This is a genomic window from Telluria sp. RB2R28 (assembly GCF_059685835.1).
In genome coordinates, this window is the sequence record NZ_JCASIK010000006.1 from 184,192 (window position 1) to 197,118 (window position 12,927).

Consider the following 12,927-nt stretch of genomic DNA (forward strand, 5'->3'; position numbering starts at 1 on the left):
GCATTTTTTATCAACTGCGCCCTTCGAACATGCTGCACTGTTGGCGCATCGCGTAGGGTGGATGGCTCCGCCATCCACGCGTCCAACCGCCATCACAACTTCTGCAACTGCTCCTTCGCATACGCCGCACCCGCACCGGTCGGCGCCAATTCGAGATACGTCGTGAACGCCGCCCTGGCTTTCTGCGGCTGCTTCGACCTCACATACGCATCACCCAGATTGCGATACGCAATCGCCCGCGACGGATCGATCTTCACCGTATTTTCAAACCAGCGCGCCGCCTCGACAAAACGATCCTGCTTGTAAAACACAAAGCCCAGGTTATTGGCCGCCAGCGCAAAGTCAGGCCGCAGCTTGAGCGCCTCGGTAAACTGCGCCTCGGCCTGCGCATACTGCTTCTCCCGATACAGCTGCAACCCCAGATCATTGGCCCGCTGCGCTTGCTGCCGGCTTGACACCGGCACCGCCGCCGGCGCCTTGAGCCGCGTCTCGCCGCCCTGCAGATCCTTGACCACGACGGTGCCCGTTGCCTTCGACGCCTGCGCATCGAGCCGCGTATTGAGCGCAATCGCATCGTTCGACAACTGCGCCGTGCCGGCCGTGAGGAACTCGGTTTCTTCGGGAAGCTCGAACACGAAGTCGCCGCCTTCAGAGCCCGGCAAGCTACCAAAGGCCGGCGTCTGCTGCGACACGCTCGACACGGCCGGCGCCACATACGCCGCCAGCTCGGTGGCCGTGATCAGGCCATCGCCATTCAGGTCACCCTTGCCGCCCAGGCCCTGCATCAGGGTCCAGGTAAAGACCGAATGCCCATTTGGCCCGCCATCGGCCACCAACTGGTCGGTGCCGCCGGCAGTCAGCATCTGCCGGCCCAGGCGGCGCGCGTTATCGCGCAAGAACGACGCATTGGCCGCGCCGCGCGTCAGGCCAAGGCCGCTATAGCAGGCATCCATCACGAACAGCGCGTGCTTGGCGGGCAGGCTCTCGGCGATGTTCTGGATTTCGGTCATCGGAATCGCATCGGTGGCCAGGTTGTTCGGGTCGGCATCGAACGGCACGATGTAGCCGAGATCGCGCCCCGAACTGAGTTTGCGCGTGGCGCCGTGCCCCGCGAAGAACACGAATACGCGGTCGTTCGGCTGCAAGCCGCCATGGGCCAGGCGATCATGGAACGCAGCCAGGATGCCCTGGCGGGTGGCCTGCTCATTCTTCAACGTGATCACGCGTTCCTGCGCGAAGCCGAACTTCTGCACCAGCAGCCGCTCGACGCCCTCGGCATCGCGCACCGCATATTCCAGGTGTGGCCACTTCGGATAATTGTCGATGCCCACCAGGATCGCCCACGAATTGGCGTAGCCAGTGGCCGCGGCGCGTGGTGCCGGCGCGGGCGCTGCCTTGCTGTCGACCTTGAACGTCGCGCCATCCCAGCCGGCAAATTGATACCCCTCGGCTGCCAGGCGTTCGAGAATCATCGGCAGCGCCTTGACGGTACGCTCGTGGATATCGTGAAACAGGATGATGCCGCGGCCTTCCTTGTCGACGGTGCGCAGCACGCGGTCGGCGATCGACGACGGCACCGGGTCGGCCCAGTCGAGCGAGTCGATATTCCACATCATCGATGTGAGCTGCGCATCGGCCAGCAATTGCATGCCCTCGCGATTGCGCGCGCCATACGGAAAGCGAAACAGCGACGAGCGCTGCGGATCGACGGCCTTGAGCAGCGTATCGGTATCGAGGATTTCGGACTTGAGCTTCGCGCCCGTCTGCTTCGACAACTGCGCATGCGTGAGGCTGTGATTGGCCAGCACGTAGCCGGCGTCCTTGAGCTTGCGGCTCACCTGGGCATTGGCGCTCAATTTGGCTGCACCCTGCGCATCGAGCGCGCCCAGGTTGCGCCCGACGTTGAAGAAGATCGCCGGCGCGTTGTACTGCTTGAGGATCGCGGCGATTTCTTCGCTGTAGCGGCGGTGCGGGCCGTCGTCAAAGGTAAGCAGCACGGTCTTTTTAGGGAGCGATTTGCCGAAGATCTCGGCGCCTTCGCGCCCGGCCTGCGCTGGCGCACCCGGTTCTAGAGCAGCAGGTTCCGGTTCGGGCGTAGCGGGGTAGGGCAGCACGACGCCATATTCCTTCAGGATGCGTTCGCGCGTGTAGCGCTTTTTCAGGTAGGCGATGTAGCTGTCCCACTTCTCGCGTTTCAGCTCGATCGCGCGGGTGTCGTAGCGCCCGAAGATGGCGCGGATCTCCTTCTCGTAATTGCGCTCGATCTCGGCCAGCGCGTCGAGGTCTTCCGAGATCCGCTTGTGCAGCTTGATCGCAGCGAGCGACGAATCGCTGGCGACCTGCGCCTGCAGGCTGCGCAGGGTTTCGCGAAATGCCAGCCGGTCCGCATCGTACAGGCCGTCGCCCGACTCGATATAGTCGAGCAGGGTGCTGATGGCATCGAAGCGACGTGGGTTGTTCGACGCGATCAGGGTGGCCAGGGCAGTCTCCACGCGGCCGATGCGTTCCTGGTTTTCGTGGAACAGCTGCTGGCCGATGCGGTTTGCCTGGGCACGCTCGGCGGCGGGCAAGGTTGCCTCGTCGTGGGTCAGCACGATGATCTTGCGGTAGGCGTCGAGCATGGCGCGCAGCTCGGTTGCGATGGCGCTGGCGTCTTGCGTGCTGGTGTTGGTGGCGGTTGCGGGGGCAGGCTTTGTTTCCGGCGTCCCGCTCGGGGTGCGGTTCACGAGCCAGGAGCCGGCGCCGGCGCCAGCAGCAGCCACGGCGAAGATGATGAGATAAAGTGATGTGCGTTTCACGACGTATCCGTTGCGGGTAGCGTGCCGGATGGGCAGGCCAGCCGGGAACGATACCATTCGCGGGTGGTTGGGGGGAAGGGCCTCGCCTGACCGTTGTCAGGTCGGTCTTGTACTACCAGGAATTGTTGTTATAATGAGCGGCTTCGTGGAAAGCTCACGTCGACCATCAGGAGAGATGGATGAGTGGTTTAAGTCGCACGCCTGGAAAGCGTGTGTAGGTTCATAGCCTACCGGGGGTTCGAATCCCCCTCTCTCCGCCAAAAACACTAAAAAGCCCCTATGAAGGGGCTTTTTCAATTCTGCCTACCCCCATCTCTACCAACACAAACCGCTGCAAGCCGGGGTCAGGTCTGACATTCGGACACGGCCTGAACTGTAGTGCGGCATATTTGCCCTTAAGGCAGAGCTTGTGTCCGAATGTCAGACCTGACCCTGGCTATGCTGGCTATGTGACCCTGGCTATGTGACCGGACTGCGTCTGTCATCTGCGATTATTCGAATGCTTAAGATGAGGCTGCCTGTCAGGTCGCAACAAACACGTGACGTGCTCGGTCTAGATTGACAATCTTGACCCACTGACCAAGGCAAGCCAATGATAAAACATGCACAAGTAACCGCCACGCCTTCTGTAAATGCCGGGATGAAAATGAGTTCTGAAGCGCGGGCCGAATGCGTCGGTTGGAACGGGATGTATTCAAATACTACGACGATATGGGCACTGGAAAGGGAAACTGTACATGGGGCCCCGGCATCCTTGCCCACAGAGGCCCTTGTAGCAAAGAGGAACTGGCGAGGCCGGTCAGCGCAGCTGCCGTCGAGGCTGAGTTCGCCCGCCGGGTCGTGGAAGCGGAAGCCGGCGTTATACGCATGGTGCGCGTGCAGAAGCTGCCGCAAGACCAGTTCGATGCGCTGGTTAGTCTGACCTATAACGCGGGTGTCCACGGGTCACGCAACGTGTACACACTGGTAGACACTGGCCGTTTAGCTGAAACTGCTCGTCAAATTCGCACGATGACATCAGCACGTGTGAACGGCAAAAGTGTGGTGGCGCGAGGCCTGAATACGCGCCGAGCGGAAGAGAGTGCGCCGTTTGACGCAGCTGCCAAATCCGCCGCGCTGGCAAAAAAATAAACAAAGGAGCCGATCATGTCGTTTTTATCCATCGTTGGAAGATTGGTCGTCATGACTACCCTGTTGGCATTGGTCGCCCTCACAGCGCATGCCAAGAATCCAGAAAAGGACGCCGACATTCTTGGGACATGGACGCTGATTAAAGTCCTGGATTCGGCTGACATCGCCTCGCTGACTGATCAGCAAGCTGCGGCACTGGTCGGCAAGGTCATGGTTGTCCGGCGTGACAGTGTCATGTTCGATGGACAGCCTTGCCGTGCGCCAGAATTGACGCGCCGCCGCCACGATGCAGCCAAGTACGTCCGTGAAGGCTATCACGCTCGAGTCGGCGGTCTCGGTTTGCCGGACATCGTCACGGTAGTAGACCTGGACTGTACTGAAGCGTTTTTAAAAGAGAGAGAAAAGATCGTCGTGTTTTGGCAAGGTTACTTCTATGACGCAGTGAGCCAAACGCAGGCAAAGCGCTGACGTTCACGGCCTGCATAAGCTTTAGAGGCTCGCACCTGCTGATTTGAGTCGGCCTGGCGCACAACGCGTCCGCATTTTCCGGCATACCTTCGCGCGAGGCTGTGCCGAGATGGTGTTCCCCCGGCAAAAAAGCGATCAACTGAAGGTCAGCGCAGGCTCGAGGTTCGCGCAAGATGGGGTGCAGGTCGAGGCGGGCGATCGCATCACGCCACCATATATAATTGCAAAGTAGCCAACTTTGCCAATTGTATGAATATTTCTAATCCTGTCTTCGCTGTCGCTTTAACGCTGTTGGCATTCCTGGCGATCAAAATCACGTTTGTATTTGAAGGCAAGAGTCCTCCACCGATGCGGTTTGGCACGATCAATGGTTTGCGTGGCTATCTCGCACTCTTCGTGATGTTGCACCATGCGTGCATGTGGTTCGTATTAGTCCACACAGGAAAATGGGATGTGCCTCGGCCAAATCTATATGGACCTCTTGGTCAGGCGAGCGTTCTAATGTTTTTCATGATCACGAGTTTCTTATTTTATGACAAGCTACTGAATGCGCGGGACCGCAGATTTGACTGGAAAGCATTTTTCATCGGCCGTTTTTTCCGTATTGCGCCGCTCTATTACGTGGTCCTGGTATTTGTTTTTCTAACCGTTGCCTACCTGTCAGACTGGCGCGTCGTCGACAGTCTGCAAGAGATTTCACTCGCCGTCGCAAAGTGGTTGTTGTTCACCATTCCTACCGCCGCGCCGCTCAACGGCCACACCGATTCCTGGATCATCATGGCTGGCGTGACATGGTCGCTCCGCTACGAGTGGTGTTTCTATCTTGCGCTGCCGTTGATTTCGCTAGCTGTGAGGCAACGTCCAGGTTGGCTCTTGCTGCTGGTCTCGTTCGCAGCGTTGATCATCGGTTGGCGGATCGGATTAAATATTCGATTTGCAGCCGTATTTGTAGGCGGCATCTTGGCCGCGTATCTGGTGCGTGATCCGAGATTTACCCGATTTTGTGAGAAAAAGGTGGCATCAGTATTGGTGCTAATTTGTTTTGCTGCAGCGCTTCAATTTGAAAATCTGCTGCAGATTGCGCCGTGCATCGCGCTGATCGCTGCCTTTTGCGTGATTGCCGGCGGTGCCGATATGTTCGGCCTGTTCTCGTTACCGACGTCTCACAGGCTCGGCGAACTCGCTTACGGCATCTATTTAATTCACGGCATCGTGCTGTTTGTGGCGATCAATTTCGTTGTCGGCAAAGATGTGGCGGCTGATATGTCGGTGTCGATGTACTGGATGTTCATTGCGGTGCTGGCGCTGGTCACTCTCGCCCTGTCTGGCATGGCATATCACTACGTCGAGAAGCCAGGGATCGCTCTGGGCAAGCGACTTGGCAAGCGAAGCACATGATCCCTGGCCGACCCTGATAGTCTCAGGCCTTCGATTCATTCAGACAGACCGTGGATCGAACACTGGCGCGCGTTGATCATTGATCTCCGCGCGCCGAACGCATCACGACCGCTTGTAACGCAGCCACACTCCGCCACCGTCCTGAACCTCTGCCGAATCGAGCTTCAGGTAACTCGGCTGCTTCCAGGCCTCTTCGCCAATTTCAAACGACGCAGGATGATGGCCACGCCCGTCGATCAGCGGCAGTATCAGCACGCTGACTTCATCAACCAGGCCAGCATTGACGAACGAGCCGCTGACGTGCGGGCCGCCTTCGACGATCAGTCGCTTCGTGCCCAGCTCATCGGCCAGGGTCTGTACGACCTGCGCCAGATCGATATCGGTTTTGCCTGCGAAAAAATACGACACCTCGATCGACTGCAAATAGGCCAGGTAGTCGTCCGACACGGCTTCCGTCAACACCGCAACGACGTGGGAGCCGAGCGCCTCATTGCTCTTCCAGGCAACCTTGCCGTGACCATCGATCGCAATGGCGTAGGTCTTCGCGTCACGCTTGGCGAAGTAGGGCGTGCGTGGGATCGGCTCCTTCGCCAATCCTTTCGGATAACCTTCGCCATGCGCGATTTCTTCCATGGTGGTGCGTCCGCAAATCCAGCCATCAAAGTCAAACGTCGCGGCGAGCTTTTCGTATAGCTCGCCCGCAGCGTTCTTGAATGGCCGATCCCAGCCATCGGTCAGTGCGTGGCCGTCGATGGACGACATCATGTGGCAAATAACATAGGGTTTCATTAAATTCTCCAGAACGAGACATCAACAAATTGCTCGTCAATTAAAAGGGTCATGCCTCGTCATCAAAGTCGGCAGACAAGCTCAGATCACGTTGCATCGAGATGTCGCGAACGCGTTGCTCCAGGCGCTCAACAACCGCATTGAAGCCCCAGGCGCCGAGCACGAGATGCCGTGGCGCGTCGGCGCCATTCGCGATCGTGACCATGGCCTGCGCGGCCCTGACCGGGTCACCGGCCTGCGCGCCGCTGGTTTCTTTGGTTCCAGCCAGGCGTTTTCCCGCCGTGTCGGCGTAGTCGGCGATCCCGCTCGTTGTCTGGCGCAAGGAACGGCCCGCCCAGTCCGTGCGAAATGGCCCAGGCTCGACGCAGGTGACGCCAATTCCCAGCGGAAGCACTTCGGCGCGCAGCGCGTCCGACCATCCCTCGACCGCATGCTTGGATGCGGCGTAGTAGCCGGACCCCGGATAACCCATGAGGCCAGCGACCGAGGTGATGTTGAGGATATTGCCCTTGCGCTGCTCGCGCATCAGGGGAAGTACCGCCCGCGTCATGGCAAACAGGCCGAAGACGTTCGTATCGAACTGCGCACGAATTTCCGCTTCCTCACCTTCTTCAACGGTGCTCTGGTAGCCGTAGCCCGCGTTGTTGACCAGGACATCGATGCGGCCGAATTGGTCGCGCGTCGCAGCAACGGCTGCATCGATGTCGGCAGGACGCGTGACATCCAGAGACAGCGCGAGTACGCGTTCCGGTGCGCTGCGTTCGATGTCTGCGATGGCATGTTTGTCGCGCGCGGTGACGACCACGCGCCAACCGCGCTGAACGATCAGTTCAGCCAGAGCCCGGCCCAGGCCAGTTGAACAGCCGGTGATGAACCAGACCGGCGTGTTGTCCTGCTCCGGAAAGCCCTGCATCACTTGTTCAAGTGCTCGCGCACCTTGGCTGCACTGTGGCCCACCTGGCCAACCACGCGCTCCAGATCTTCCTTGCTGATGCCCAGGGCTTCGGTCCAATAGCGGACCTCATGGGCCTCGGTGAGACTGATGAGGTTGCGGTCCGGGTTGCCTTTGTTCGAAAGATTATCTGACATGGGTTATCTCCTCAAAACTGCAGGATGCGCGGCCAGAGAGTACTGAGTCAGTGCGCGATTTCACGAACCGCTTAACAACTTCATCGCGACATGACGTTGTCTCGTGCGGATAAGCAACGTCAAAGACAGCCAGGGCATGCCTGCCATCCGGCGGCGTATTGCTGGCTGTCTGTTGTTTTCGCTGCATGCTGTTCGTCCAATGTTTTATGCAATTCGTCCAGCGTGGGTGTCCTGTCACTGCCGTTTGCCCGGTGCTTTGCTAAAGTTTATAAAAGACAACAAAATTGCAATATAAATATTGATCTTGCGCATTAAGAACCTGCTAGAATATTTACAGGCAATAAAAGTTAATCATCATCCACAGAAGTTGCATTGTCTGGCGCCTGCCGATCCCAGGAAAATGCCGCTATCTGTCACCAATGTCGATATTCCACGGAGTCCGTCCCATGCGCATCAAGTCAGTCCTGCTGTTCCTATCCGCCTTCATCACGTTCAGTGCGGGGATCGCCCACGGCAGCCCGATTCTGGTCAAGAACGGCGACTTCGAGTTGACCTCCAAAGGCGGCAACAAGAAGGTCAACGGTACGCATCTTGAATCCGACCGCACGACGCTGACCGGCTGGACCAGCAGCGAAAACGGGGGCAAGGGCGGCGGATATAACTTTGTATTGGATGGCTCGATCGCGAACACCCCTCGATCGGCGCTGTGGCTCGAAGGGAAGGGCAATGGCTACACTGCATCGCCAACCGGCGGCAATTTCTTTGCATCGGATTCGCAATACCATCCGGGCATGCTGTCTCAGCTGATCAGTGGCCTGACGATCGGCACCAGCTACCTGCTGACGTTTGATTACGCGCTGGCGCAGCAGGTCGGTTTCTATGGCGCCAACTACGACAATTTCTGGGAAGTGGGCTTCGGTAATGCCACGGCCAGCACCGCGCCTTTGACCATTGCCGACAATGCATTCAGTGGATGGAAAACGGCCACCATGGCGTTCACCGCGACCAACGCCAGCGAAATGCTGTCGTTCCTGGCGCGGGGCACCGCACCGGGCGCTCCACCATTCATGCTGCTGGATAATGTCGCGCTGAATGCAGAAGTGCCGGAGCCGGCAACGTGGATGCTCATGATCGGTGGCCTGGGCCTGCTAGCCTTCAACGCACGCCGCCGCCGCAACGCACGGGTGTGATTTTGCAGCCCCGGTAGCCTCAAGCTTGCCCACAAAGGCGCTTCCCGCTACCGGCTTGCTGTTGGTTGTTCCTCATTTCGCACGCTGCATTCGCCATGAACGTTTCTCCCGCCGAATTTGCCGCCACCGCACTGCGCCTGTGCGTCTGGCTGATCCTGCTCACGGCCCTGTTCGTGCCACTGGAGCGCTGGTTCGGCGTGCGCCACGACGGCCCGAACGGCGAGTTGCGCCACAACCTTGCGTATTACTTCCTGAGCAGCCTGGTGCCCATCGTGCTGCTCAGCGCGCCGATGGCGCTGCTGGCTGCGCTGGCCGCCTGGGTGGTGCCGGATGCGTTGATCACCGCCATCGCCGGCTTGCCGCTCGCCGTGCGCATGGTGCTGGCCTTCGTGATCGCCGAGACCGGTTTCTACTGGGGCCACCGGCTGAGCCACGAGCTGCCGTGGCTGTGGCGCTTCCACGCGCTGCACCACAGCACCGAACGCATGCATTTTCTGGCCAATACGCGCAGCCATCCCGTCGACATGGTCATCACGCGCCTGTTCGGCATCGTGCCGCTGTATCTGCTGGGGCTGGCCAGCCCGACCGCGGCCGGCAGCGCCGCCCCCGCTGCACTGATCGTGCTGGGCACGTTATGGGGCTTCTTCATCCACGCCAACCTGCGGTGGCGCTTCGGCCCGCTCGAATGGTTCGTCACGACACCGGCCTTTCATCACTGGCACCATAGCCGGCACGAACACATCAACCGTAACTACGCGTCCACGCTGCCGTTCCTGGACCGCCTGTTCGGCAGCCACTACCTGCCGCGCCACTGGCCGGCCGAAGTGGGGACGGACACGCCGCTCGCGCCCACTTTGAGCCGCCAGTTGATCGAGCCGCTGCTGCCGGCACCGACGGCCAGACCGGCAGCCGAACGGCTGTTTTGAAGGGCGACGCCAATACAACGGCGGCCCCCCGGATCTGGTTGATTGACGGCGTGATCGCGTACAATGACGGGCCAATCACTACCAAACACACCTAATGGAATGGCTTTTTGACCCAAATATCTGGGTCGGCTTGTTCACCCTTGTCGTGCTCGAGATCGTCCTTGGCATCGACAACCTGATCTTCATCGCCATCCTGGCGGACAAACTTCCCCCGCACCAGCGTGACAAAGCCCGCCTTGTCGGCCTGTCGCTCGCCATGATCATGCGTCTTGGCCTGCTGACCGTCATCGCCTGGCTGGTCAAACTCACCGCGCCCCTGATTGCCCTCGGTCCGCTGACGTTCTCCGGGCGCGACCTGATTTTGCTGGTGGGCGGCTTCTTTCTGCTGGCCAAGGCCACGATGGAGCTGCACGAGCGTGTCGAAGGCAAGCTGCACGTTGCCACCGGCAAGCGTGCCTACGCGAGCTTCGCGGCCGTCGTCGCGCAGATCATCGTGCTCGACGCCGTGTTCTCGCTCGACGCCGTGATCACCGCCGTCGGCATGGTCGATGAGCTGGGCGTCATGATGGCCGCCGTCGTGATCTCGATGGGCGTCATGCTGTTTGCGTCCAAACCGCTCACGCGCTTCGTCAACGCGCATCCGACCGTCGTCGTGCTGTGCCTGAGCTTCCTCTTGATGATCGGCCTGTCGCTGATCGCCGAAGGCCTGGGCTTCCATATTCCGAAGGGCTACCTGTACGCCGCGATCGGCTTCTCGGTGGTCATCGAATTGCTGAATCAGCTGGCGCGCCGTAACTTCGTCAAGCAGGATGCACACATCCCGCTGCGCGATCGGACGGCCGATGCGGTGCTGCGCCTGTTGGGCAGCACGCGCGGGATCGAGCCGGGCGACGAGCCGGACCCGGTGACGAGCAAGCAGCAGAAGCAAAAGCCCGACGAGCCGACGTTCGAGCTCGAAGAGCGCAATATGGTCAGCGGGGTCCTGAGCCTCTCGCAGCGCTCGGTGCGCTCGATCATGACCAACCGCTCGGACATCTCGTGGATCAATATCGAGGACGATGCCGACACGATCCGCGCCCAGCTCCTGGCCACGCCGCACGGCTTCTTCCCGGTCTGCCGGGGCGAGCTTGATGAAGTCATCGGCGTCGCACGCGCCAAGGATCTGATTGCCGACCTGACGCTGTCGGGCGCGATCGATGCGAACCATATCCGCGTGCCGATCATCGTGCCCGACGCCAGCGGCGTGCTCAAGGTGATGGACCGCCTCAAGCGCTCGCACGGCCAGCTGGTTCTCATCGCCGACGAATACGGCACCTTGCAGGGCCTGGTCACGCCAATTGACATCCTCGAAGCCATCGCCGGCGAATTCCCGGACGAAGACGAGCAGCCCGTGGTGCAGGACCTGGGCGGCGGGCGCTGGCGCGTGGATGGCACGGCCGACCTGCACTACCTGGAACAGGTGCTCGAGGTGGATGCGCTGGTGGGCGACACCGACGACTACACGTCGCTGGCCGGCCTGATGCTCGAGCGCTTCGGCACCTTGCCGCTGGTGGGCGACGGCATCGAAATCGAAGGCTTGCGCATGGAAGTCGAAGAGGTGCTGGAACGGCGTATCGCGTCGGTGCTCGTCACGCGCATCGCCGATCCGCTTTGACGACAAGTTGAACGACCGTTTTTGACAGGGACACGATCATGCAAGCACTCTCCCGGGGCCAGCGCCTGCCCCTGTCCACCGTGGCGCCAGACGGCGTCCTGCAGGCGGGCGTATCGGCTCAGGGACTGGCGCTCGACGTCGCGTGCTTCGCGCTAAGCGCCGCCGGCAAGCTGGCGGACGAACGCTACATGACGTTCTTCAACCAGCCCGCGACGCCGTGCGGCGGCGTGGCGCTGGGCGCGGTCGGCCAGGATGCTGCGGGCTTTGGCATGCAGCTTGCGCGGCTGCCGGCCTGGGTCGAGCGGGTGAGCATCGTCGCCAGCACCGAGGGCGCAGCGACGATGGCGCAACTGCAGACCGGTTACCTGCGCCTGGTTGGCCCGCAAGGCGAGTTCGCGCGCTTCACGTTCAGCGGCAGTGACTTCGCTGGCGAGCGCGCCGTCATGCTGGGCGAGCTGTATCGCAAGGATGGCGGCTGGCGCTTCATGGCAGTGGGGCAGGGCTTCAACGGCGGCCTGGATGCACTGGTGCGCCACTTCGGCGGCGCGGTGGCCGAGGAGGCGTCCCCGGCGCCTTCAGCACCATCGGTCGACCTCGAAAAGCGCGTGGCCCAGGCCGCGCCGCAGCTGGTCAATCTGGTCAAGTCGGCCGCCGTGTCGCTCGAAAAAGCGGGGCTGGCGCAGCATCGCGCCAAGGTTTGCCTGGTGCTCGACATCTCCGGTTCGATGAGTGCGTTGTACAGCAAGGGCCTGGTCCAGAAATTCGCCGAGCGCATCCTGGCGCTGGGCTGCCGCTTCGATGACGATGGCGAGATCGACGTGTTCCTGTTTGGCCGCAACGTCCACCAGGGCGAGGCGATGGGCCTGGCGAACTGGTCGAACTACATCAAGGGCATCATCGCGCGGCACCCGCTCGAAGGCGATACCCGCTACGGCGCTGCGATCGAGGCCGTGCGCCGCCACTACTTTCCGGATGCGCGCGGTGGCGAGCGCCGTGCCGTCGCCACGGCCGCCGTGCCCGTATACGTGATGTTCGTTACCGACGGCTCGACGTCGGACAAGCCGCTGACCGAACGCCAGCTGCGCTGGGCCAGCCGCGAGCCGATCTTCTGGCAGTTCATGGGCATCGGCAAAGGGCGCAAGTCCAAAGCGAAAGCGCTGGCCAGCTTTGCCGACTCGGATTTCCCGTTCCTCGAAAAACTCGACGAGCTCGATGGCCGCCTCGTCGACAACGCCGATTTCTTCTCGGTGGCCTCGCCCGACGAGCATCCCGACGCCGCGCTGTACGACCTGTTGATGAACGAATACCCGCAATGGGTGAAGCAGGTCAGGGCGCTCGGAATGATCGGCTGACGCGCGGTAGAAGGGGTCGCATTTGTGATGCAAACAGGCCCTGAAATACCGCTCTTCTCAGCACTTAGAAACCAGTGGACGCACGTTACTCTTGTCGCATCGTCAGGACGTCATTACGTCCACAGACCGTGT

The 12,927-nt window shown here is 60.7% G+C and carries 11 protein-coding genes and 1 tRNA gene; 8 read left to right on the forward strand and 4 right to left on the reverse strand.

Features of this window, described 5'->3' with window-relative positions; translation table 11 throughout:
• Positions 1-92: 92 nt before the first annotated feature.
• Positions 93-2,798: a polysaccharide deacetylase family protein gene (locus AC56LV_RS21105; protein ID WP_499560462.1), complete on the reverse strand. Its 2,706-nt coding sequence runs from the start codon at positions 2,796-2,798 to the stop codon at positions 93-95.
• A gap of 169 nt (positions 2,799-2,967) precedes the next feature.
• On the opposite strand from AC56LV_RS21105, the gene AC56LV_RS21110 reads away from it, so the two are divergent.
• The 4 genes from AC56LV_RS21110 (at position 2,968) to AC56LV_RS21125 (ending at position 5,795) form a co-directional block, all read left to right on the forward strand.
• Positions 2,968-3,058, forward strand: a tRNA-Ser gene (locus AC56LV_RS21110).
• 409 nt (positions 3,059-3,467) lie between these two features.
• Positions 3,468-3,929, forward strand: coding sequence for a glycoside hydrolase family protein (locus tag AC56LV_RS21115; RefSeq protein ID WP_499560464.1), 462 nt, complete (start codon positions 3,468-3,470; stop codon positions 3,927-3,929).
• Positions 3,930-3,944: 15 nt separating this feature from the next.
• Positions 3,945-4,397, forward strand: coding sequence for a hypothetical protein (locus AC56LV_RS21120; RefSeq protein WP_499560465.1), 453 nt, complete (start codon positions 3,945-3,947; stop codon positions 4,395-4,397).
• A gap of 249 nt (positions 4,398-4,646) precedes the next feature.
• Positions 4,647-5,795: an acyltransferase family protein gene (locus AC56LV_RS21125; protein WP_499560466.1), complete on the forward strand. Its 1,149-nt coding sequence runs from the start codon at positions 4,647-4,649 to the stop codon at positions 5,793-5,795.
• 102 nt (positions 5,796-5,897) lie between these two features.
• On the opposite strand, the gene AC56LV_RS21130 is transcribed toward AC56LV_RS21125, so the two are convergent.
• Genes AC56LV_RS21130 through AC56LV_RS21140 form a run of 3 tightly spaced genes read right to left on the reverse strand, consistent with a single transcriptional unit; the run spans position 5,898 to position 7,673 of the window.
• Positions 5,898-6,584: a dihydrofolate reductase family protein gene (locus AC56LV_RS21130; protein WP_499560467.1), complete on the reverse strand. Its 687-nt coding sequence runs from the start codon at positions 6,582-6,584 to the stop codon at positions 5,898-5,900.
• A 49-nt stretch (positions 6,585-6,633) separates the two neighbouring features.
• Complete coding sequence (locus AC56LV_RS21135; protein WP_499560469.1) at positions 6,634-7,497, reverse strand: oxidoreductase; 864 nt, start codon at positions 7,495-7,497, stop codon at positions 6,634-6,636.
• Positions 7,497-7,673, reverse strand: a complete 177-nt coding sequence (locus AC56LV_RS21140; protein ID WP_499560471.1) for a DUF3606 domain-containing protein — start codon at positions 7,671-7,673, stop codon at positions 7,497-7,499. Before AC56LV_RS21140 ends, AC56LV_RS21135 begins: the two co-directional genes overlap by 1 nt.
• A 446-nt stretch (positions 7,674-8,119) precedes the next feature.
• Here AC56LV_RS21140 and AC56LV_RS21145 point away from each other — a divergent pair, with 446 nt between their 5' ends.
• The 4 genes from AC56LV_RS21145 (at position 8,120) to AC56LV_RS21160 (ending at position 12,795) form a co-directional block, all read left to right on the forward strand.
• Entirely contained in the window at positions 8,120-8,863 is a 744-nt protein-coding gene (locus tag AC56LV_RS21145; RefSeq protein WP_499560473.1) for a PEPxxWA-CTERM sorting domain-containing protein, read from the forward strand.
• A 95-nt stretch (positions 8,864-8,958) separates the two neighbouring features.
• Entirely contained in the window at positions 8,959-9,789 is an 831-nt protein-coding gene (locus AC56LV_RS21150) for a sterol desaturase family protein (protein ID WP_499560475.1), read from the forward strand.
• Between the two features lie 94 nt (positions 9,790-9,883).
• Entirely contained in the window at positions 9,884-11,443 is a 1,560-nt protein-coding gene (locus tag AC56LV_RS21155) for a TerC family protein (RefSeq protein ID WP_499560477.1), read from the forward strand.
• 38 nt (positions 11,444-11,481) lie between these two features.
• Positions 11,482-12,795: a VWA domain-containing protein gene (locus AC56LV_RS21160; protein WP_499560479.1), complete on the forward strand. Its 1,314-nt coding sequence runs from the start codon at positions 11,482-11,484 to the stop codon at positions 12,793-12,795.
• Positions 12,796-12,927: the final 132 nt, after the last annotated feature.